Below are 21,782 nucleotides of genomic sequence, written 5' to 3' on the forward strand. Positions count from 1 at the left end.
ATGCCGGCGACGACGGCGGAGCGGGGCCGGGTGGGGCACGCAGGGGCTCGGTCGTGGACGTGCGTCGGCCGGGGATCAGCAGGGGCGCACGACGCCGGTGGGGTGTGGCCGCTCGTGACAGCCGTCGTTCAGTTTAGCGCCTTCGTGAGTGGTGCTCAGCCGTCGGTGGGGAGGTGCCCGGGCAGCTGGTGGCCCATGCGGTCGCGTTTCGTGTCGAGGTAGCCCTCGTTGAACGTGCCGACGCCGACCACGAGGGGCACGAGCTCGGAGACGGCGATGCCGTGCTCGACGAGCTGGCGGCTCTTCTCCGGGTTGTTGCTGAGCAGCCGGATCTCGTGGATGCCGAGGTCGCGCAGCACATCGGCCGCCGCGCCGTACTGCCGGGAGTCGGCCGGCAGCCCGAGGGCGAGGTTCGCGTCGAGGGTGTCGAGACCGTCTTCCTGCAGCCGGTAGGCGCGGAGCTTGTCGATCAGACCGATGCCGCGGCCCTCGTGGCCCCGCAGATAGACGACCACGCCGCCATGCTCGTGGATCGTGTCGAGGGCGGCGTCGAGCTGCGGACCGCACTCGCACTTCAGCGACCCGAAGGCCTCGCCGGTCAGGCACTCGGAGTGCACCCGCACGAGCGCGCCGTCGCCGGGAGCACGACCGTCGGGGCCGGTCGCGACGACGGCGACGTGGTCGGCCCCCGTGACGAGGTCGCGGTACGCGCGGAAGGCGAACGTGCCGTGCCGGGTCGGCACGGTGGTCTCGACCTCGAAGGTGATCTGGGGCGAGGCGGCGGGCGAGGCGGTCATGGTGTTCTCCGGGGCTGGGCACGGGCGACGATCAGGACGTCGTCGCCGAGGGGGGTCACGCGGGTCGTCACGAGACGGACCTGACCGTCGATGCTCGCCACACCGAGATCGCCGAGGGCCGTGCGCGGTCCGCCGAGGAGCGTCGGGGCGAGGTAGACGAGGTAGTCGTCGACGAGGCCTCGTCGCACGAACTCGCTGGCGACGGTCGGGCCGCCCTCGACGAACACGCTGCGGACGCCGCGCCCGTAGAGGTCGGCGAGCACGGCCTCGAGGTCTCGGCTGCCGGTCTCGACGAGAGCCCTCGGGTGTCTCCGGAGTTCGGCGTCGGCCGGGACGGGCCGGTGGCCGACCACGACGGGCAGCGGCTGGTCGGCGAGCAGCTCGCCGCCGTCGCCGCGCGCGGTGAGCCCGGGGTCGTCGGCCAGGACGGTGCCGGTGCCGACGAGGATGGCGTCGTGCGCGGCCCGCTGCTCGTGCACGTGCTGTCGGGCGGCCGTGCCCGTGATCCACCGGCTGGTGCCGTCGGCCGCGGCGGCGCGTCCGTCGAGACTGGAGGCCCACTTGAGGGTGACGAACGGGCGACCCGCACGGGTCGCCACGAGCCAGGGGCGGATGGTCTCTTCGGCGTCGTCGCGGAGGACGCCCGCCACGACCTCGACCCCGGCCCGCCGGAGGCGCTCGGCACCACCCGAGGACGACTCGCCGGGATCGGAGACGGCGTAGACGACCCTCGACACCCCGGCGCCGATCAGGGCCTCGCTGCAGGGGCCCGTCCGGCCGGTGTGATCGCAGGGCTCGAGACTGACGACGGCCGTGAGGCCGACGGTGGACTCGCCCGGCGCGAGCCTCGAGAGCGCGTCGACCTCGGCGTGCGGTGTCCCGGCGCCGCGGTGCCATCCCTCGGCCGCCACCGTCAGATCGGGGCGGAGGAGGACGCACCCGACCTGGGGGTTGGGGCCGAGGGACGTGCCGCGGAGAGCCAGCTCGAGCGCTCGCCGCATGGCGTCGTCGTACGCGCTCGAGGGGGTGGTCATGGTCTCTCCGGTTCGGTCTCGCCGATCGGTTCGTCGAGGCCACGGGTGTCAACCGCAGGGTCGCGCGAGTATTCCGAGGGGGAGACGCCGACGGGCCACCCGGGCTTCACCGTCCGGTCGTCGCTCGAACGGAGTCGAGCCGTCCGGCAGAGCGGATGGGAGCCGTCCCGTGCCGGATGCAGACCCGGGGCGTCGCCGGTGTACCGGAACCCCGTCGACCGGGCGACGCCGGCGCTGCCGTCGTTGTCGACGAACCCCTCCCAGTAGAGCTCGTCGACCCCACCGTGCGCGAACGCCCAGTCGGCCACGAGAGCGACCGCGGCCGTCATGAGACCGCGACCCCGATGGGCGGGTGACGTCCAGAAGCCGATGTCGTCGTCCGCGAAGCGCAGGCTGATCATGCCGACGAGCAGCGACGAGCCGGGAGACCGGAGCCCCCAGGTGCACTCGCGCCCGGCCGACCAGCCGTGGTCGACGATCCGTCGGAGGAAGAACTCGGCGTCGGACTCGTCGTAGGGCACGGGGACGGTCGTGAACCTCTGCAGCTCGGGGTCGCGGCACGCGTCGACGATGGCGGCGACGTCGGCCCGCTCGGGCACCGCCAGACGCACGGCGTCGGACTCGAGGACGAAGGGCTGCACGATCAGGCCTTGCGGAGGAAGCCGATGCGGTCGTACACCGTGTCGAGGGTGGACTGGGCGAGCTCGTTCGCGCGATCGGCGTTGCCGGCCAGCACGCGGTCGAGCTCGGCGGGGTCGTCGAGCAGCTCGAGCGCGCGCGCCCGGATCGGCGTGAACGTCTCGACGACCACCTCGGCGACGTCCTTCTTGAGGTCGCCGTAGCCGCGGCCGGTGTAGTCGTGCTCGAGATCTGCGATGGCGCGCCCGGTGAACGCCGACTGGATCGTCAGCAGGTTCGACACCCCGGGCTTGGCACCCCGATCGAAGCGGATCTCGCGCTCGGTGTCGGTGACGGCCGACTTGATCTTCTTCGCCGTGCGCGACGGCTCGTCGAGCATCCAGACCACACCCGACTCGGTGGCCGCCGACTTGCTCATCTTCGATTCGGGGTTCTGCAGGTCGTAGACCCGCGCCGACTCCTTTTGGATGGTGGCCTCGGGCACCACGAACGTCGTGCCGAACCGGGAGTTGAAGCGGGTGGCGAGGTCTCGTGTCAGCTCGACGTGCTGACGCTGGTCGTCGCCGACGGGCACCACCTCGGCGCCGTAGAGAAGGATGTCGGCCGCCATGAGCGTGGGGTAGGCAAACAGGCCGAGTGAGGCCGAGTCGGCGCCCTGCTTGGCCGCCTTGTCTTTGAACTGCGTCATGCGGCTGGCCTCGCCGAAGCCGGTGAGGGTGTTCAGCACCCAGGCGAGCTGCGCGTGCGCCGGCACGTGCGACTGGATGAACAGCGTCGACAGCGACGGGTCGATGCCCGCGGCGATGTACTGGGCGGCCGTCCGCCGGGTGGACTCGCGGAGCGTCGCGGGATCCTGGGCGACGGTGATGGCGTGCTGGTCGACGACGCAGAAGAGGGCGTCGTGGGTCGACTGCTGCTCGCGCCACTGCAGCAGGGCCCCGACGTAGTTGCCGATGTGCAGCGAATCGGCGGAGGGCTGCATGCCGGAGAAGAGCCGGGGGCGGCCGGCGCCGCGAGGGGGCTCGACCGTCTCGGAGGCGGCGGATGCGGGGGAGGGGGTGGTGCCGGTCATGACGTCCTCAGGGGGTCGGAGAGATCAGATGTCGTAGTCGACGACGACGGGTGCGTGGTCGGACCAGCGCTCGGCGTACGACGGCGCTCGATCGATGGTGTGGTTCTCGGCCTTGGCCGCGAGAGCGGGCGTCGCCAGGTGGTAGTCGATGCGCCAACCGGTGTCGTTGTCGAAGGCCTGGCCGCGCCACGACCACCACGAGTACGGCCCCTCGACCTCGCCCGCGAGCCGGCGCCCGACGTCGACCCAGCCGAGTCCGCTGCCGCCGGTGCCGTCCACCGTCTCGATCTCGGTCCCGGCCTCGCCGAGGAACCGGTCGAAGTACGAGCGCTCGCGCGGGAGGAAGCCGGCCCGCTTGACGTTGCCCTTCCAGTTCTTGATGTCGAGCTCGCGATGACCGACGTTCAGGTCGCCCGTCACGACCGAGAGCGCGTTGTGCGCCGCCAGCTGCGGCAGCCGGGCGGTCATCGCGTCGAGGAATCTCCACTTCTCGTCCTGCTTGGGGGTGTCGACCTCGCCCGAGTGCACGTAGGTGCTGACGACCGTGACGATCGTGCCGGCGACGTCGTAATCGGCCTCGATCCACCGCCCGGCGCTGTCGAAGTCGTCGTCGCCGAGCTCGACGCGGTGCACGGAGGCCGCCCCGCGGGAGGCGATGGCCACACCCGCGCGGCCCTTCGCCGTCGCGGGGTGGTGGACGACGTTCCATTCGGGGCCGAGCAGGCCCTCGAGGTCGTCGGTCGAGGCGCGCACCTCTTGGAGCGTGAGGATGTCGATGTCGCGCTCGGCGAGCCAGTCGCCCATGCCCCTGCGGTACGCGGCCCGGATGCCATTGACGTTGACGGAGGCGAGGCGGAGACGTGTTCCCATGCGCAGAACACTACCGGCGGCCACCGTCGCCGTCGCCGCGCGGTCGGGAGGGACGGGGCAGGCGGGAGACGAGGCCCCGCACGGCCGCGACGGCACGCCGGGAGCGGGTGGCGACCCGCGCCTCCTGGGCCAGCCGCTCCTCCTCGAGCAGGCGCAGGCGCTCGGCCTCCTGGTGCGGGTCGGCGAGCACCCCGATGTCGTCCATGCCGACCGCGATCCAGGCCGCGGCGAGCAGCAGCACCTGGCAGAGCAGATCGATGACGATCAGCAGGCCGATGACCGCCGCGAACGACGCCAGGAGGGGGTTGGCGCCCGTTGCGCGCAGCAGGGTCCCGCCGACGACCGTCAGACCGACGAAGCCGGCGGCGCCGAGCGCGGACCCCACGAGGAGGCGCGGGCCGGGGATGTGCAGACCCGCCAGCACCCGGAACAGCGCGGCGAGCACGAGAGCGTCGAAGACGAAGACGAGCAGGAGCGCCGTGACGCGGAGCAGCAGGACGGACGCGGCCGACGTGGTCGACAGATCGAGCAGGTGCAGGGCCCAGCGCACCGCCGTGGTGCTGAGCAGCGAGACCGTGGCCGAGACGACCACGGCGGCGCCGAAGGCGAGGGCGAGGGCCAGGTCGCGCAGCACCAGTCGGAGGAAGGGGGTGGCCGGCGATGGCGCACGGAAGATCGTGCGGACGGAGTCGCGCATCCCGCCGAAGAGGGTGATGGCGGAGAAGAGCAGACCCACGAACGCGATCGCGCCGGTCCAGCCGAAGACGGTGGCGTCGAGGAGGGCGTCGGGGTCGACCACGCCCGCCCCCGAGTCGTCCTGGATCAGGCCGGGGACGGCCGAGCGGATGAAGACGACCAGCTGGTCGCGGAGGGCCTCGTCGCCCGAGACGACGAAGCCCGCGACGGAGAAGCCGACCCAGAGGCCCGCGAACAGTGCGAAGAGGGCCTGGTACGTGAGACCGGCGGCGAGCAGCGGGCCCTTCGCTCCGACGTAGCGGCCAACCACTCGCACGGGCCGTGCCGTCGTGACGCGGCCGACCCTCGACCGGGCGTCGGCTTCGTCTCCGGGCACGGGGTCGTCGATCGACCGCTCGTCGTCCGGTCGTCGTCGCATCGCACCAGGGTAGGGGTGCGCGACGCTCGCGTCCGGACCACGCACCCGTGCGCCTCGCGTACGATGGCACGCGACCGCGCGGCACAGGGTCACCACCCGTGCCCGGCATCCGAACTCACCGAAACGAAGAGGTCTCACAGTGGCACTACAGGGCGTTGGCGTCGGACGCGGAGTGGCCGTCGGCCCGATCCTCCGGATGCCGGATCCGCTGCCCGAGCCGAGCAGCGACAAGCGGACCGCCGAGGCGGACGCCGAGTTCGCCGACGTCACCCGGGCGCTCCGCTCGGTCGCCGCCGATCTGTCGGCACGGGGCGAGAAGGCCGGCGGCGAGGCGAAGGACGTCCTCGACGCCCAGGCGCTCATGGCCGAAGACCCCACGCTCTCCGACGACGTCCAGCAGCGCATCGCCGACGGCGCGACGGGCGAGCGGGCCGTGTTCGAGGCCTTCGCGGCCTTCCAGGAGATGCTCGTCGGCATGGGCGGCTACATGGCCGAGCGCGCCACCGACCTCGGCGACGTCGCCCAGCGCGTCATCGCATCCCTCCGCGGAGTCGCGGCGCCCGGCGTCCCCGAGAGCGACACCCCCTTCGTGCTCGTCGCGCCCGACCTCGCGCCCGCCGACACCGCCCTCCTCGACCTCGACAAGGTGCTCGCCCTGATCACCCGCGACGGCGGACCGACCTCGCACACGGCCATCCTGGCCCGCTCGAAGTCGATCCCCGCCATCGTCGGCGTCACCGGAGCCCTCGACCTCGTCGACGGCACCGTGGTGGTCGCCGACGCGGCCACGGGCGTCGTGACCGTCGACCCCGCAGCCGACGAGATCGCCGCGGCGGAGCAGCGCATCGCCGACCGCCGCGCCGCGGCAGCCGCCCCGCTGACGGACGGCGCCCTCGCCGACGGCCACGCCGTGCCCCTGCTGGCCAACCTCGGTTCGCCCGACGAGGCCGCCGGCGCCGTCGAGCTCGGGGCCGAGGGCGTCGGCCTGTTCCGCACCGAGTTCCTCTTCCTCGGGTCGTCCACCGCCCCGACCGTCGAGAGTCAGACCGCCAGCTACACGGCGCTGCTCGAGGCGTTCCCCGGCAAGAAGGTCGTCGTCCGCGCGCTCGACGCCGGTGCCGACAAGCCGCTGAGCTTCTTGAACGACGCCCACGAGGAGAACCCCGCCCTCGGGCTCCGGGGGCTCCGCGCCCTCCGCGTGAAGGAGCAGATCCTCCGCGATCAGCTCACCGCGCTCGCCGAGGCCCAGGCGGCCACGACGGCCGACCTCTGGGTCATGGCGCCGATGGTGAGCGACGCCGAAGAGACCGAGTACTTCGTCTCCCTCGGTCGCGAGCTCGGACTCAAGACCGTCGGGGTCATGGCCGAGGTGCCCTCGCTCGCGGTGCTGGCCGACCAGGTGCTCCGCACGGCCGACTTCGTCAGCATCGGGACCAACGACCTGACGCAGTACACGCTCGCAGCCGACCGCATGCTCGGCTCGGTCGCGTCGTATCAGGATCCGTGGCACCCCGCCGTGCTCCGCCTGGTCCGGGCTCTCGGCGACGCCGGGGCGACCGCGGGCAAGCCCGTGGGCATCTGCGGCGAGGCGGCGGCCGACCCGCTGCTCGCCGTCGTGCTCGTCGGACTGGGGGCCACGACGCTGTCGATGACCCCGGCCGCCCTGGCCGACGTCCGCCTCGAGCTGTCGAAGTACACGATCGAGCAGGCGCGCGCCCTTGCGGCGGCTGCGATCGATGCGACGACGGCGCCGGGAGCGCGCGAGGCCGCCGAGGCGGTCGCCGCAGGCCTGTAGTCGATCGGGCCGGTCGGGCCGGGGTCCGATCGGCTCACGGCTCGTCCGGTTGCCGTCCGCCGGACTGCGCACCGCCCCGCCGCGAACCCACCGGCCCCGTGCCGAGGTCGTCCGCTCAGCTGCCTGCGACGGCGGGTGCCCACGTCGGACGGTACTTCGCGCTGCGGGGGAAGCGCTCGAGGTCGGCCGCGTAGTCGGCGTCGGTCGGCACCTCGCCGGCCGGACCCGGCTCGAACGGGGACGCCGGGTTGTCGTAGACGCGACGGTCGAGGGTGAAGCGTGCCGTGAACGACCCGTCGCTGGTCAGCGTCAGGGCGAAGGAGAACCATGCGCCCTTCTCGGGGTCGGCCATCACCTCGCGGAGGCGCGAGCCCGCGGCGGCGACGTCGGGGATGCTCAGGCCCTGCTTCGCGCCGCCGGCGGCGTCGAGCGCGTCGACCCACACGCGCGACGTCGAGCCGACCTCGAGCAGGAACAACGTCGCCTCCGCCCAGTCGTGACCGGCGAGCGACTCGGCGAATGTCGCGGCGATGTCGTTCTGCAACTGCTGCTGGCGGGTGACGTCCATGGGTCGCGGCCTCTCGTTCGGGGTCGTGGTCGGCGCCGACGCGGGAGTCGACGACGTCCCGTGAGGAGCTCTCACCAGCTTAGGTGCCCACCGTCGCCGCGAGGCCCCTCGCACGGGGGGACTTCCCGTCCGCTGCATGGACGCCGCCTGCGAGTCCGGGTCCGAACGGACCCGACCGGCGCCCGCGGAGCACACTGGATGGGTGGGCACCCCTATTCGACATCCGCTCGTCGACGCCGTCACGGCGCGCGTCGTCCGAGTCGACGGTCGGGGCCGGGTCCTCCGCCTCAGCCCTCCCATGGCCGATCTGCTCCGGCGTCGCAGGCACCGACGGCGGGTCGTGCTCGTATCGAGCGAGCGCTCCCGTCTGACGGTCGGTCTCCGGTCGGCCCTCGTCGAGGCGGGTGCCGCCTGGGTCGTCCACGACGACCGAGGAGATCTGCGGGACGGCCTGACCGGTCGTCCGTACGACGCCGTCGACGACGCCGGCATCCCCGTGGAGGAGCTCGGCGTCGAGAAGGTGGAGTTCCCCGAGATCGGTCCGGCCGTCGACACGAGGGTGCAGCTGACGATCGATCTCACCGTCCTCCACCTCCCCGCCCACGACATGAGCCTGGGAGGCGCGCTCGAGACCATCTCGCTGGCTGTGTCCGGTTCGCTCCCCGTCTCGTGGGGCGTCACCGAGCCGATGCTGTCCGCCTGGGATCGATGGGCTCTCACCCAGCACGCCCGCCATGCCGCGCCGGAGCCCCTCCGCATGCTCGTCGAGGGCCCGCATCTGTCGGCCACCGTCACCGCCCGGGTCACCGAGCACGGGACGGAGGAGACGATGTCGATCACGGTCGACGTCGTCCACCCCGCCGACGGAGAATCCCTCGACGCGGGCATCGACCGGCTGACCGGCGCCCTCGCCGACATCGCCCGGGACAGCCTGCCGACCTTCGCCCTCGTGGTCGCACGGGAGGGCGAGGTGGATCGCTGCGTCTGCGCCGTCACCTACCCGCCGCCCAACCCGGTCGCACTGCTCATCGGAGCGCCGTCCGTCAAGCGTCTCGGGCTCGACCTGACCGCGTTGCCGACCGGCGAGACGGTCCGGGTCGTAGGCCGCCCGAGCCTGCCGGCCTTCGTGGTGCCGCTCGGTGACGCCAGCACGCCCGGGTGGGACGCACTGCATCAGACCCTCGAGGCCGTGGGACCGGAGCGTCTCGCCACCCTGGTCTCGCCGCCCCTCCTGCAGGCGTGGGAGGAGGACCTCGACGAGTTCGACCTCCTCGACGAGAGCAGGGTGCAGGGCGAGGCGAGCGGTTCCGAAGCTGGCGACATGGAGGAGGGGCGTGACGACAGTGCCTCGTGAGATCACCATCCTGAGTCCTCAGGCTCCCGACGGGCTCGATCTCGCGAGCGCCGCGCACGCGGTCGACGAGTCGTACGGGGTCCGCCCCATCGACGGCGCGACCGCCCATCAGGTCTTCGCCCGCGGAGGCCGCGCTCTGCTGACCGTCTACGGCGCCCAGGAGCTGAACACGTCGGGTGAGATCGAGCGCCTGCTGACCGATCCGCCGGAGGTGCGCCTCCCGGTGTTCTGGGTCGATGCCATCGCGCCGCTCGGTGAGGACGGCGAAGCCGGTGTGTCGGTCGCGCTCCGGCTGGCTCTCGCTCTGGACGCCGTCTGCATCGTCGAAGACGACTGAACGGCCCCGCACCGTGCGCCCGCCGACCGACGGCGCTTCTCGGATGCACGAGAGGCGCCGGGCTCGACAGCCCGGCGCCTCTAATCTGCATGTCTTCGGCGACTAGGCGCGACCTCGCAGCACGGCCTGCTTGACCTCGGCGATCGCCTGGGTCACCTGGATGCCGCGGGGGCATGCCTCGGTGCAGTTGAAGGTCGTGCGGCACCGCCACACGCCCTCCTTGTCGTTGAGGATGTCGAGTCGGACCTGAGCGCCCTCGTCGCGGGAGTCGAAGATGAACCGGTGCGCGTTCACGATCGCGGCGGGGCCGAAGTACTGCCCGTCCGTCCAGAAGACGGGACAGCTCGACGTGCAGGCGGCGCAGAGGATGCACTTGGTGGTGTCATCGAAGCGCGCACGCTGGGTGGCGCTCTGGATGCGCTCCTTCTCGGGCTTCGACGAAGCCATCAGGAACGGCTGGATCTCGCGGTACGACTGGAAGAACGGCTCCATGTCGACGACGAGGTCCTTCTCGAGGGGCAGACCCTTGATGGCCTCGACGTAGATCGGCTGCGTCACGTCGAGGTCCTTGATCAGGGTCTTGCAGGCGAGACGGTTGCGGCCGTTGATCCGCATGGCGTCCGAGCCGCAGATGCCGTGGGCGCACGAGCGGCGGAAGGTCAGCGAGCCGTCCTGCTCCCACTTGATCTGGTGCAGGGCGTCGAGCACCCGGTCGGTGGGCAGCACCTCGACGTCGAAGTCCTGCCAGCGCGGCTCGGAGTCGACCTCGGGGTCGAAGCGTCGGATGATGAGCGTGGCGGTGAACGTCGGGATCGCGTCGGCCCCTGCGGGGGAGTTCTCGAGGACTGCGGTGCTCATGTCAGTACTTCCGTTCCATCGGCTGGTAGTTCGTGATCACGACGGGCTTCGTGTCGAGGCGGATGTGGTCGCCGGCGAGCGACGAGTGGGGGTCGCCCGTCAGATAGGCCATGGTGTGCACGAGCCAGTTCTCGTCGTCGCGCGTCGGGTAGTCCTCTCGGAAGTGCCCGCCGCGGCTCTCCTGTCGCGACCGGGCCGAGTAGACGACGACCTCGGCGAGGTCGAGCAGGAACCCGAGCTCGATCGCCTCGAGCAGGTCGGTGTTGAACCGCTTGCCCTTGTCTTGCACGCTGATGTTCTTGAACCGCTCACGCAGATCGGCGATGACGTGGGTCACCTCGTCGAGGGTCTCTTCGGTGCGGAACACCTGGGCGTTGCGGTCCATGCTGTCTTGCAGCTCTTTCCGCAGCGTGGCGATGCGCTCGGTGCCGGTCGCGGCGCGGACGTCGGCGACGAGCCCGCGGACGAAGCCCGCCGGGTCGTCGGGGAGCGGCACGAACGGCGCGTCCTTCACGAACTCGACGGCGTTGTTCCCGGCGCGCTTGCCGAAGACGTTGATGTCGAGCAGGGAGTTGGTGCCGAGTCGGTTCGAGCCGTGGACGCTGACGCAGGCGCATTCGCCCGCGGCGTAGAGACCGGGCACGACGGTGGTGTTGTCGCGCAGCACCTCCGCCTTGACGTTGGTGGGGATGCCACCCATCGCGTAGTGCGCCGTGGGCAGCACGGGCACGGGCTCGGTGTACGGCTCGACACCGAGGTAGGTGCGGGCGAACTCGGTGATGTCGGGCAGCTTCGCATCGATCACCGCGGGGTCGAGGTGGGTGATGTCGAGGTAGACGTAGTCCTTGTGCGGGCCGCCGCCGCGTCCTTCGCGGATCTCGGTGGCCATGCACCGGGCGACGATGTCGCGCGGTGCGAGGTCTTTGATCGTCGGTGCGTAGCGCTCCATGAAGCGCTCGCCCTCGCTGTTGCGGAGGATGGCGCCCTCGCCTCGGGCCGCCTCGCTGAGCAGGATGCCGAGCCCGGCGAGACCGGTCGGGTGGAACTGGAAGAACTCCATGTCCTCCAGGGGGAGGCCCTTGCGCCAGATGATGCCGACGCCGTCGCCGGTGAGAGTGTGGGCGTTCGACGTCGTCTTGTAGATCTTGCCGAAGCCGCCGGTCGCGAAGATGACGGCCTTGCCCTGGAACACGTGCAGGTCACCCGTCGCCAGCTCGTAGGCGATGACGCCGGCGGGGCGCTCCTCGCCGTCGATCTCGCCCATGATCAGGTCGAGCACGTAGAACTCGTTGAAGAAGTTGATGCCGTGCTTGACGCAGTTCTGGTACAGCGTCTGGAGGATCATGTGACCCGTGCGGTCGGCGGCGTAGCAGGCCCGACGGACGGGATTCTTGCCGTGCTCGGCCGTGTGGCCGCCGAAACGACGCTGGTCGATCTTGCCCTCGGGGGTCCGGTTGAAGGGCAGACCCATGTTCTCGAGGTCGAGGACGGCGTCGATGGCCTCCTTCGCCAGGATCTCCGCGGCGTCCTGGTCGACGAGGTAGTCGCCGCCCTTGACGGTGTCGAAGGTGTGCCACTCCCAGTTGTCGTCCTCGACGTTGGCGAGGGCCGCGGCCATTCCGCCCTGAGCGGCGCCCGTGTGCGACCGCGTCGGGTAGAGCTTCGAGATGACGGCGGTGCTGGCGTTCGGACCGGCCTCGATGGCCGCTCGCATCCCCGCGCCTCCTGCTCCGACGATGACGATGTCGTGCTGGTGGTAGTGGATGCCGTCGACGACGGTGCTCTCAGGAGCGGGAGAAGGTGTGGTCACGGTGCTTTCCGTCGGTATGTGGTGCGGGCGTGGGGCTGAGGAGGCGCGGGTCGGGCCGGTCGCCTACGAGCAGATCGAGGGCAGCAGGTCGGCGGGGGCGCCGGCCGGGCACGGATCGAACGTGTAGATGACGAGGGTGCCGAGGGTCAGCAGCACCACGGCCGAGACGAGCAGGGCGCCCAGCAGCACCTTGCGGACGGCGGGTTTCGACACGTAGTCGTTGACGATCGTCCGCATGCCGTTCGAACCGTGGATCAGGGCCAGCCAGAGCAGGAGGGTGTCGTAGACCTGCCAGAACGGCGACGCCCACTTGCCGGCGACGAAGGCGAAGTCGATGGCCTTGATGCCGCCCTCGGCCGCCAGCAGGTTGATGAAGAGGTGGCCGAAGATCAGGACGACGAGGACGACGCCGCTCGCCCGCATGTAGATCCAGCCCCACTTCTCCAGGTTGCTGCTGCGCGAGGCGGGTCGGGCCGAGCGGGGGGCCTCGATGGTTTCGGTGGTCATCGTGCTACTCCGAGAAGACGTTCATGAGGTGGCGGGGGGCGAAGCCCGCGAAGAGGACGACGGCCACGCCGATGACGATCCAGAAGAGGAGTCGCTGGTGCTTGGTGCCGGGTCCCCAGAAGTCGATGAGGATGATGCGGAGGCCGTTCAGCGCATGGAACAGGATCGCCGCCACGAGCGCCGTCTCGCCGAGCCCCATGATCGGGTTCTTGTATGTGCCGATGACGGCGTTGTACGCCTCGGGGCTGATCCGCACGAGGGCCGTGTCGAGGATGTGCACCAGCAGGAAGAAGTAGATGCTGACACCGGTGATGCGGTGAAGGACCCACGACCACATGCCCTCGCGACCACGGTAGAGCGTGCCCGCCAGCCGGTTCTTGCCGCGTGGCGCGCCGATCTCGGGTGCTCCCCGTCGGCCTGCCGGTGGGGGCAGGGTCTCCGTCGACTGCTCGGCCATGAGCGGCCCTCCTCGCGGACTGGGGCGGGTCGGGCTGTCATCGGGAGAGGACAGCCGTGTCCGCCGTGTGTGTTCTCAGAACGCCCTCAGTCTATGTTCGAGGCCCGTCGCGGCGCCGCCAAGGCCCGCCTAACTAGTTCGATGTCGAGACACCGCGATCACGGTCGGGAGCGGCGCGTCGGAGGGCCGCGGGCAGGGGCGCGTGCACCGATCGGCGGGCGTCGGCGTAGTGCTCCAGCAGCTCGTCGCCGAGGCGCTCCCAGGTGCGGCCGACGACGGCGCGCCTCCCCGCCTCGCCGAATCGGGCGCGCAGCTCGGGCTCCTCGACGAGGCGGCGCACGGCTCGGCGGAGCGAGTGGTCGTGTCGGGGGTCGACGAGGTAGCCGTCCACACCGTGCCGCACCAGGTCGAGGGGCCCGCCCGCGGCCGGTGCGACGACCGGCAGTCCGCTGGCGTGCGCCTCCTGCACCGTCTGACCGAAGGTCTCGGTCGTGCCCGTGTGCACGAAGACGTCGAGCGCGGCGTAGGCCGTGGCGAGCTCGGAGCCGTGCAGCGGTCCCGTGAAGACCGGGTCGAGGTGGCGGAGGCGACGGCGCAGCCCGGGGAGGCTCGGGCCTCCGCCGATGACGGCCAGACGCATTCCGTCGACGCCGCGCAGGGCGGCGAGCCGGTCGAGCTCCTTCTCGGCCGCGAGGCGCCCGACGTAGCCGACGACGACTTCGTCGGGGCGGGCCAGCCCGGCCCGGAACGCCGCGGCCTCGGGCGAGTGCCGGTTGTTGGGGTGGTACCGGACCGAGTCGACGCCTCGTCCCCAGGTCGCCAGGCGGCGGACGCCCACGGCCTCGAGGTCTCGCCGGGAGGCGGTCGACGGCACGAGGGTCAGCGTCGCCTGCTCGTGGATCCGTCGGACGAGACGCCAGGCCAAGGAGGCGGCGGTCGCCCCGAGCCCGGAGGTCGAGGCGTACCGCGCCACGTCGGTCTGGAAGACGGCGACGCTGGGGACGCCGAGACGCGCTGCCGCGGAGATGGCCTGGGCCCCGAGGAGGAACGGCGACGCAGCGTGCACCACGTCGGGTGCGAAGGCCGCGATGGCGCCGGCGACGAGGGGGTTGGGCAGCCCCACCGGGAACTGCCGGTAGGCCACCGACGGCACCCGGTGGACGGGGAACCCGGCGTACGAGTCGTGCCCGCGACCGGCGGGGGCGATGATCAGGGCCTCGTGACCCCGGGCGGCGAGATGGTCGAGCACGCGGAGCACGCTGGTCGTGACCCCGTTCACGGTCGGGAGGAAGCTCTCGGTCACGACGACGACTCTCAAACGGTGCTCCTCGGCTCGCGGTGAGCCCAGGCTGACGCCGCGACGTGTCGTCCTCGTCTCGACGCCGTGGCCGACGGATGGCGGCTGCGTGAACGCCCGGGTGAGCGGACGGGTGACCGCGTCGTCCACCGGCGGCCGACGGCGCGACCCGAAGCGGTGCCCTCAGTAGGGTGGGGGGATGACGACCCAGAGCAGCCTCGACCGGTTCTACAGCATCATTCCGGCCGGCGGGATCGGCTCACGGCTCTGGCCCCTGAGCCGCGCCGACGCGCCGAAGTTCCTGCACGACCTCACCGGCAGCGGCTCGACCCTGCTGCGCGGCACCTGGGACCGCCTCGCGCCGCTCAACGGCGAGCAGCGCATCATGGTCGTCACCGGCCGGGCGCACCGCGCCGCGGTCGAGCGCCAGCTGCCCGACCTCGAAGACCACAACGTCGTGCTCGAGAGCGAGCCGAAGGACAGCACGGCCGCCATCGGACTCGCGGCCGCCATCCTCCGACGCCGCGAGCCCGACGTGATCGTCGGCTCGTTCGCCGCCGATCACGTGATCGCCGACACCCGCGGCTTCGCGCGCGCCGTCCGCGAGGCCATCGTCGTCGCCGACGAGGGGTACATCGCCACGATCGGCATCACGCCGACCGAGCCGGCCATCGGCTTCGGCTACATCCACGTCGGCGGGCCGCTCGCCGTCGAGGGCGCGCCGTCCGCGCGCATGGTCGAGTCGTTCGTCGAGAAGCCCGACCTCGAGACCGCCGAGGCGTACGTCGCCGGGGGCGACTACCTCTGGAACGGGGGCATGTTCATCGCACGCGCCGACCGCCTCCTCGAGCAGCTCGGTCAGACGGATCCCGCTCTGCTCGCCGGCATCGAAGAGCTCGCCGAGGCCTGGGACACCCCGCGGCGCGGCGCCGTCGTCGACGCCGTCTGGCCCGCCCTCGAGAAGATCGCGATCGACTACACGGTGGCCGAGCCCGCCGCGGCGGCCGGGCGGCTGGCGGTCGTGCCCGGCGACTTCGACTGGGACGACGTGGGCGACTTCGCCTCGATCGCCAAGCTGCACTCCGGCGGGCGCAAGAGCGACCTGGCGATCCTGGGCGAGAACGCCCGGGTGCTCGCCGACGCGTCGAGCGGCATCGTCGTCGCCGGCAGCGATCGGCTGATCTCGCTGATCGGCGTGAACGACATCATCGTCGTCGACACCCCCGACGCCCTGCTCGTCACGACGACGGCCAACGCCCAGCGGGTCAAGTCCGTCGTCGACGCCCTGAAGCTCAGCGGTCGCAGCGACGTCCTCTGACCCATCGCGGCGTCGCTTCGTTTCGTCTTCGTTTCGCGCCGGTCCCGCTTGTGTAACGGGACGGCATCACTCCACCGGGACGGCCGTGAGCGCTCGTCGCAATGAGTAACCTGACAGCCATACGTGCCCGGCTCAGCTGCCGGGCTGCATCTTGGAGGACAACTTGACTACAACTGCGCGCAAGGCCGTGCTCAGCGGTATCGCCCTGTTCGGCACCGCGGCGATCCTGGCCGGCTGTGCCTCGGCTCCCGAAGAGTCCGAGGGCGGCTCGTCGAACGGCGCCTCGAGCGACTTCGTCCCCTGCATGGTGTCCGACGCCGGCGGGTTCGACGACAAGTCGTTCAACCAGCTCGGCTTCGAGGGCCTGACCGAGGCCGCGGAGGAGATCGGTGCGACCCCGAAGACCGTCGAGTCCGCCGACGAGACCGTCTACGACGCCAACCTCACCAACCTCGCCTCGCAGGGCTGCAACCTGATCGTCACGGTCGGCTTCGCGCTCTCCGACGCGACCGGCACGGCGGCGGCGGCGAACCCCGACATCGACTACGCGACGATCGACGACGCGGCGAACGACGCCGAGAACGTCCGTCCCATCACCTTCAACACCTCGGAGGCGGCGTTCCTCGCGGGCTACGCGGCGGCCAGCTTCACGAAGACCGGCACCGTCGGCACCTTCGGCGGCATGCAGTTCCCGACCGTCACCATCTTCATGGACGGCTTCGCGGACGGCGTCGAGTACTACAACGAGCAGAAGGACGCCGACGTCAAGACGGTCGGCTGGGACGTCGCGAGCCAGACCGGCACCTTCACGGGCGGGTTCGAGGCCGGCACGGTCGCGAAGCAGAGCGCCCAGACGCTGATCGAGCAGGGCGCCGATGTGATCCTGCCCGTCGGCGGACCGATCTACCAGAGCGCCGCCGAGGCGATCCGCGATTCGGGCGACGAGATCGTGCTGATCGGCGCCGACAGCGACACCTACGAGACGGACAGCGCCAACAGCGACCTGTTCCTGACCTCCGTGCTCAAGGGCATCAAGCAGGCGACCGACGACGTCACCAGCCAGGCCGCCTCCGGCGACTTCACGAACGAGCCCTACGTCGGCACGCTCGAGAACGACGGCGTCGGCATCGCGCCGTTCCACGACTACGAGGACCAGGTCGACTCCGGCCTGCAGGACGAGCTGGACGACATCGAGGCCGGCATCATCGACGGTTCGATCGAGGTCGAGTCGCCTTCCGCCCTCACCGAGTAACGACGCACCACCCGTCATCGATTAGCATCGACTGACCCAGGGCCGGGAGCGACGGTCACCCCGTCGCTCCCGGCCCTCGCAACGCCTCCGGCCGCACGCCGACCCGACGTGCACCGGCGCCCTACCCATCACCCGACCCGAGGTAGACACCTGAGATGAAGCTCGAACTGCGGGGCATCACGAAGCGCTTCGGCGCACTCACCGCCAACGACCACATCAGCCTGACGGTCGAGCCGGGTGAGATCCACTGCCTGCTCGGCGAGAACGGCGCCGGCAAGTCGACTCTGATGAACGTCCTCTACGGCCTGTACCAGGCCGACGAGGGCGACATCCTCCTGGACGACGTCGTCCAGGACTTCGCAGGCCCCGGCGACGCGATGGCCGCGGGCATCGGCATGGTCCACCAGCACTTCATGCTCGTCCCCGTGTTCACCGTGGCCGAGAACGTCATGCTCGGCCACGAGCAGACGAAGGCCGGCGGTCTGCTCGACCTGGCAGCCGCCCGGGCGAAGGTCCGCGAGATCAGCAGCCGCTTCGGCTTCGACGTCGACCCCGACGCGCTCGTCGAGGAGCTCCCCGTCGGCGTGCAGCAGCGGGTCGAGATCATCAAGGCCCTGTCGCGCGACGCCAAGGTGCTCGTCTTCGACGAGCCGACCGCAGTGCTCACCCCGCAGGAGACCGACGAGCTCATGGTCATCATGCGTCAGCTGCGCGACGCGGGCACGGCCATCGTCTTCATCACCCACAAGCTGCGCGAGGTCCGCGAGGTCGCGACCCGCATCACGGTCATCCGTCTCGGCCAGGTCGTCGGCGAGGCCGAGCCGAGCGCCTCGAACGCCGAGCTGGCCTCGCTCATGGTCGGTCGCGCCGTCGAGCTGACCGTGCAGAAGTCCCCGGCCGAGCCCGGCGACGCGGCTCTCGTGGTCGAGAACCTCCGTGTCGTCGACCCCATCGGGCAGGTCGTCGTCGACGACGTCTCGTTCGAGGTCCGCCGCGGCGAGATCCTCGCGATCGCCGGCGTGCAGGGCAACGGCCAGACCGAGCTGACCGAGGCCATCCTCGGTCTGCAGCCCCGGGTCGAGGGCCGCGTGTCGCTCGACGGCAACGACATCACGGGGCGCAGCGTCCGCCAGGTGCTCGACGCCGGCGTCGGCTTCGTCCCGGAGGATCGCAACCAGGACGGACTCGTCGGCGAGTTCACCGTCGCCGAGAACCTCATGCTCGACCGCTCGCAGTCCGGTCCGTTCGTGAAGCGCGGCTCGCTGAAGCTCGCGCAGCTCGCCGCCTTCGCGGTCGAGAAGGTGCGCGAGTTCGACATCCGCACCCAGGGCATCGCGACTCCCGCGGGTCGCCTCTCGGGCGGCAACCAGCAGAAGGTCGTCCTGGCGCGCGAACTCAGCCGCGATCTGCGACTGTTCGTCGCCGCGCAGCCCACCCGGGGGATCGACGTCGGTTCGATCGAGTTCGTCCACAAGCGCATCGTCGAGACGCGCGATCGCGGCGTCCCCGTGATCGTCGTCTCGACCGAGCTCGACGAGGTCGCCGCTCTGGCCGACCGCATCGCGGTGATGTACCGCGGAACGATCGTCGGCATCGTGCCGGCGAACACGCCCCGCGAGGTGCTGGGGCTCATGATGGCCGGCGAGATGCCGCACGGAACGGAGCAGGCAGCGTGAGCGACGCCACCACCACGACGTCGGGCACGACGCCCCCGAGCACGCCTGGCGCCACGCCCGGTGCCGGCGCCGAGGGCGGCGACTCGCGCGGGTCGCGCCTCCTGAGGGAGCTCACGACCGGCAACGCCGCGATCTCGGTGCTCGCCGTCGTGCTCGCCCTGATCGTCTCGGGTCTCCTGATCGGCTTCACCGATCAGGACGTCCAGAGCACGATGGGCTACTTCTTCTCGCGCCCGACGGACTTCCTCCAGGCCTTCGGGTCGGCGGTCGGCGGGTCGTACTCGTCGCTGTTCCAGGGTGCGGTGTACAACTTCCGGGTCGACGGCTTCGCCAACGGGATCCGGCCGCTGACCGAGACCCTGAACTACGCCGTGCCCCTGATCGCCGCCGGGCTCGGGGTCGCCGTCGCGTTCCGGGTCGGGCTGTTCAACATCGGCGCCCGCGGTCAGATGCTGATGGCGTCCGCCGCGGCCGGCTGGGTGGGCTTCTCGTTCCACCTCCCGCTCGCTCTGCACCTGCCCCTGGCCCTGGCGGCGGGCATCGCCGCCGGTGCGCTGTGGGGCGGCATCGTCGGTCTCCTCAAGGCCCGCACCGGCGCCCACGAGGTGATCCTGACGATCATGCTGAACTACATCGCCTTCTACCTGCTGGCGTTCATGCTCCGCACGCAGGGTCTGCTCCAGGCCCCCGGCAGCAACAACCCGAAGTCGCCCGCGACCCTCGAGACGGCGATCCTGCCCGATCTGTTCGGTCCGAGCTACGGGCTGAACTGGGGTTTCATCCTCGTGATCGTGATCACGGCCGCCGTCTGGTGGCTGATCAACCGGTCGACGCTCGGATTCCGGTTCCGGGCGGTGGGCGAGAACCCGCACGCGGCCCGCACCGCCGGCATGAACGTCAAGAACATCTACCTCTACGCGATGCTCATCTCGGGTGCGCTGGCCGGTGTCGCCGGGTCGACGCAGGTGCTCGGCACGCTCACCTCGGGCTTCACGTCGGGAATCGACGCCGGGATCGGCTTCGACGCCATCACCGTCGCGCTCCTCGGTCGTTCGCGCCCCTGGGGCGTCTTCGCGGCCGGCATCCTGTTCGGCGCCCTCAAGGCGGGCGGCTACTCGATGCAGGCGGCCAACGGCGTGCCGATCGACATCGTGCTCGTCGTGCAGTCCCTCATCGTGCTGTTCGTGGCGGCCCCGCCGCTCGTCCGCAGCATCTTCCGTCTGCCGGCCCCGGGCGCCCGTCCCGTGCGCAAGGCCTCGACCAAGGAGGCGGTGGTCACCAAGTGAGCACCCTCAGTCCCGACACCGCGGCACCCGCCGCCGCGTCGCCCGATCTCGCCCGTGCGGTGAGCCGCAGCTACAAGGCCCCCATCGCGTTCGCCATCTTCACGGTGATCGCCTTCGTCCTCTTCGTCGGCTTCGGACGCGACGGTTCGAGCACGTTCCGACTCGCCACGGCGCGCGACTTCTTCGCCCTGCCCGACGCGGTTCTGCCCTCGGCCGCCACCGGTCTCGTGCTCTCGATCGTGCTCGCGCTCCTCACGGCGGCGTCGGTCGCCCTGGTCGTCCGGGCGCAGCGCGTGCCGATCTGGCTGGTGGCCGTCTTCGGCGTGCTCTTCCTGGTCGCCTTCCTCACCTGGACGAGCGCCGGCGCGACGATCCCCGTGCCCGGCCTGCTGCTCGGCGCACTGGCGCTCAGCACCCCGCTCATCTTCGGAGCCCTCGGCGGAGTCATCTCCGAGCGGGTGGGCGTCGTGAACGTCGCCATCGAGGGCCAGCTGCTGGCCGGCGCCTTCGTGTCGGCCCTCGTCGCCTCGGCGACCGGATCGGCGTACGTCGGTCTCGTCGGCGCCATGGTCGCCGGCGTGCTCGTCTCGATGGTGCTGGCCGTCTTCAGCATCCGCTACATCGTCGACCAGGTCATCGTCGGCGTCGTGCTGAACGTCCTGGTGACGGGTCTGACGAGCTTCCTGTACTCGCAGGTGCTGGCGCGCTCCGAGTCGCTGAGCCGCGGTGTGCGGTTCCCGCAGCTGGACATCCCGGTGCTCAGTCAGATCCCGATCGTCGGGCCGGTGTTCTTCCGCCAGACGATCATCGTGTACCTGATGTACATCGCCATCGCGCTGGTGTTCTACGGTCTGTTCCGCACCCGCTGGGGTCTGCGCCTCCGCTCGGTCGGCGAGCACCCGCAGGCCGCCGACACCGTCGGCATCAAGGTCAACGCGACGCGGTTCTGGAACGTCTCGCTGGCAGGGGCCATCGCGGGGCTCGGCGGCGCGTACTTCACGCTCGGCTCGCTCGGCAACTTCCAGAAGGAGATGACGGCGGGCGCCGGCTTCATCGCGCTGGCCGCGGTCATCTTCGGTCGCTGGGATCCGATCCGGGCCACTCTCGCCGCCCTCCTCTTCGGCTTCGCGAGCAATCTGCAGAACGTGCTCGGCGCCATCGGCTCGCCGGTCCCGAGCGAGTTCATGCTGATGCTGCCGTACATCGTGACCATCTTCGCCGTCGCCGGTCTCGTCGGGCAGTCCAGGGGTCCGGCGGCGTCCGGCAAGCCCTACATCAAGTCGTGAGCGTCGTCGAGAGCACCGACTGGGCCGCGCTCCGCGACGCCGCCCGTTCGGCGATGGCCAAGGCGTACGTCCCGTACTCGAAGTTCCCGGTGGGGGCGGCCGCGCTGACCACCGACGGGCGACTCGTGTCGGGCTGCAACGTCGAGAACGCCTCGTACGGCATCACGCTCTGCGCCGAGTGCTCGCTGGTCAGCGATCTGATCATGTCGGGCGGCGGGCGCCTCGTGGCCTTCGCCTGCGTCGACGGGAACGGCGACGTGCTCATGCCGTGCGGTAGATGCCGTCAGCTGCTCTACGAGCACTCCGACGCCTCGATGGTGCTCGACACCGTCTCGGGCTTCAAGACCATCGACGAGGTCATCCCCGACGCGTTCGGGCCCCGCCAGCTCGACGAGTTCAGGGACTCGCGACCGTAACAAGACCGCGCGGGGCGACCCGCGCCTCCTCGGTGCCCT

The 21,782-nt window shown here is 70.9% G+C and carries 20 protein-coding genes and 1 pseudogene; 9 read left to right on the top strand and 12 right to left on the bottom strand.

The genetic code is table 11. The annotated features are described in order from the left end of the window. Window positions 1–155: 155 nt before the first annotated feature. From ribA to SOM13_RS04475, 6 genes and pseudogenes are all read right to left on the bottom strand, one after another. A pseudogene (ribA, locus tag SOM13_RS04450) lies at window positions 156–818 on the bottom strand (GTP cyclohydrolase II); the annotation flags it as partial. Further along, window positions 794–1,831, bottom strand: a complete 1,038-nt coding sequence (gene ribD / locus SOM13_RS04455; RefSeq protein ID WP_320478982.1) for a bifunctional diaminohydroxyphosphoribosylaminopyrimidine deaminase/5-amino-6-(5-phosphoribosylamino)uracil reductase RibD — start codon at window positions 1,829–1,831, stop codon at window positions 794–796. The pseudogene ribA and the gene ribD, both read right to left, overlap by 25 nt. After that, a complete protein-coding gene (locus tag SOM13_RS04460) occupies window positions 1,828–2,472 on the bottom strand; it encodes a GNAT family N-acetyltransferase (RefSeq protein ID WP_320478983.1) in 645 nt (214 codons plus the stop codon). Before SOM13_RS04460 ends, ribD begins: the two co-directional genes overlap by 4 nt. A 2-nt stretch (window positions 2,473–2,474) precedes the next feature. Continuing rightward, entirely contained in the window at window positions 2,475–3,542 is a 1,068-nt protein-coding gene (gene trpS, locus SOM13_RS04465) for a tryptophan--tRNA ligase (RefSeq protein WP_320478984.1), read from the bottom strand. Between the two features lie 24 nt (window positions 3,543–3,566). Continuing rightward, entirely contained in the window at window positions 3,567–4,412 is an 846-nt protein-coding gene (locus SOM13_RS04470; protein WP_320478985.1) for an exodeoxyribonuclease III, read from the bottom strand. A 10-nt stretch (window positions 4,413–4,422) separates the two neighbouring features. Next, window positions 4,423–5,526, bottom strand: coding sequence for a YihY/virulence factor BrkB family protein (locus SOM13_RS04475; RefSeq protein WP_320478986.1), 1,104 nt, complete (start codon window positions 5,524–5,526; stop codon window positions 4,423–4,425). 139 nt (window positions 5,527–5,665) lie between these two features. Here SOM13_RS04475 and ptsP point away from each other — a divergent pair, with 139 nt between their 5' ends. After that, the gene (ptsP, locus tag SOM13_RS04480; protein ID WP_320478987.1) at window positions 5,666–7,321 is read left to right on the top strand and encodes a phosphoenolpyruvate--protein phosphotransferase; all 1,656 of its coding nucleotides are present in this window, start codon (window positions 5,666–5,668) and stop codon (window positions 7,319–7,321) included. A gap of 115 nt (window positions 7,322–7,436) precedes the next feature. Here ptsP and SOM13_RS04485 read toward each other — a convergent pair whose 3' ends face one another. Then, window positions 7,437–7,889: a hypothetical protein gene (locus SOM13_RS04485; protein ID WP_192058604.1), complete on the bottom strand. Its 453-nt coding sequence runs from the start codon at window positions 7,887–7,889 to the stop codon at window positions 7,437–7,439. A 202-nt stretch (window positions 7,890–8,091) separates the two neighbouring features. Here SOM13_RS04485 and SOM13_RS04490 point away from each other — a divergent pair, with 202 nt between their 5' ends. Both SOM13_RS04490 and SOM13_RS04495 read left to right on the top strand, forming a co-directional pair. Then, window positions 8,092–9,243 (top strand): DUF6177 family protein, encoded by a 1,152-nt coding sequence (locus tag SOM13_RS04490; RefSeq protein ID WP_320478988.1) that lies wholly within the window; start codon window positions 8,092–8,094, stop codon window positions 9,241–9,243. Then, a complete protein-coding gene (locus SOM13_RS04495; RefSeq protein ID WP_192058600.1) occupies window positions 9,224–9,580 on the top strand; it encodes a hypothetical protein in 357 nt (118 codons plus the stop codon). Before SOM13_RS04490 ends, SOM13_RS04495 begins: the two co-directional genes overlap by 20 nt. Before the next feature lie 102 nt (window positions 9,581–9,682). Here SOM13_RS04495 and SOM13_RS04500 read toward each other — a convergent pair whose 3' ends face one another. From SOM13_RS04500 to SOM13_RS04520, 5 genes are all read right to left on the bottom strand, one after another. Then, window positions 9,683–10,438: a succinate dehydrogenase iron-sulfur subunit gene (locus tag SOM13_RS04500; RefSeq protein WP_192058597.1), complete on the bottom strand. Its 756-nt coding sequence runs from the start codon at window positions 10,436–10,438 to the stop codon at window positions 9,683–9,685. Between the two features lies 1 nt (window position 10,439). Beyond that, window positions 10,440–12,248 (bottom strand): succinate dehydrogenase flavoprotein subunit, encoded by a 1,809-nt coding sequence (sdhA, locus tag SOM13_RS04505; RefSeq protein ID WP_192058595.1) that lies wholly within the window; start codon window positions 12,246–12,248, stop codon window positions 10,440–10,442. 63 nt (window positions 12,249–12,311) lie between these two features. After that, entirely contained in the window at window positions 12,312–12,755 is a 444-nt protein-coding gene (gene sdhD, locus SOM13_RS04510; protein ID WP_192058593.1) for a succinate dehydrogenase, hydrophobic membrane anchor protein, read from the bottom strand. Between the two features lie 4 nt (window positions 12,756–12,759). Continuing rightward, window positions 12,760–13,212: a succinate dehydrogenase, cytochrome b556 subunit gene (sdhC, locus tag SOM13_RS04515; protein WP_192058591.1), complete on the bottom strand. Its 453-nt coding sequence runs from the start codon at window positions 13,210–13,212 to the stop codon at window positions 12,760–12,762. 133 nt (window positions 13,213–13,345) lie between these two features. Next, window positions 13,346–14,530 (bottom strand): glycosyltransferase family 4 protein, encoded by a 1,185-nt coding sequence (locus SOM13_RS04520; protein ID WP_243213626.1) that lies wholly within the window; start codon window positions 14,528–14,530, stop codon window positions 13,346–13,348. A gap of 178 nt (window positions 14,531–14,708) precedes the next feature. On the opposite strand from SOM13_RS04520, the gene SOM13_RS04525 reads away from it, so the two are divergent. The 6 genes from SOM13_RS04525 (at window position 14,709) to SOM13_RS04550 (ending at window position 21,743) form a co-directional block, all read left to right on the top strand. After that, on the top strand, window positions 14,709–15,827 hold the full coding sequence (locus SOM13_RS04525) for a mannose-1-phosphate guanylyltransferase (RefSeq protein ID WP_320478989.1): 1,119 nt from the start codon (window positions 14,709–14,711) through the stop codon (window positions 15,825–15,827). A gap of 163 nt (window positions 15,828–15,990) precedes the next feature. After that, a complete protein-coding gene (locus SOM13_RS04530) occupies window positions 15,991–17,079 on the top strand; it encodes a BMP family lipoprotein (protein WP_192058586.1) in 1,089 nt (362 codons plus the stop codon). Between the two features lie 155 nt (window positions 17,080–17,234). After that, on the top strand, window positions 17,235–18,755 hold the full coding sequence (locus tag SOM13_RS04535) for an ABC transporter ATP-binding protein (RefSeq protein WP_192058584.1): 1,521 nt from the start codon (window positions 17,235–17,237) through the stop codon (window positions 18,753–18,755). Then, window positions 18,752–20,041: an ABC transporter permease gene (locus SOM13_RS04540; RefSeq protein WP_243213622.1), complete on the top strand. Its 1,290-nt coding sequence runs from the start codon at window positions 18,752–18,754 to the stop codon at window positions 20,039–20,041. The genes SOM13_RS04535 and SOM13_RS04540 overlap by 4 nt, the downstream gene beginning before the upstream one ends. Beyond that, window positions 20,038–21,327 (top strand): ABC transporter permease, encoded by a 1,290-nt coding sequence (locus SOM13_RS04545; RefSeq protein WP_192058579.1) that lies wholly within the window; start codon window positions 20,038–20,040, stop codon window positions 21,325–21,327. Before SOM13_RS04540 ends, SOM13_RS04545 begins: the two co-directional genes overlap by 4 nt. Further along, the gene (locus tag SOM13_RS04550) at window positions 21,324–21,743 is read left to right on the top strand and encodes a cytidine deaminase (RefSeq protein WP_308196149.1); all 420 of its coding nucleotides are present in this window, start codon (window positions 21,324–21,326) and stop codon (window positions 21,741–21,743) included. Before SOM13_RS04545 ends, SOM13_RS04550 begins: the two co-directional genes overlap by 4 nt. Window positions 21,744–21,782: the final 39 nt, after the last annotated feature.

The organism is Frigoribacterium sp. CFBP9030, assembly GCF_034045195.1.
Lineage (GTDB): Bacteria > Actinomycetota > Actinomycetes > Actinomycetales > Microbacteriaceae > Frigoribacterium.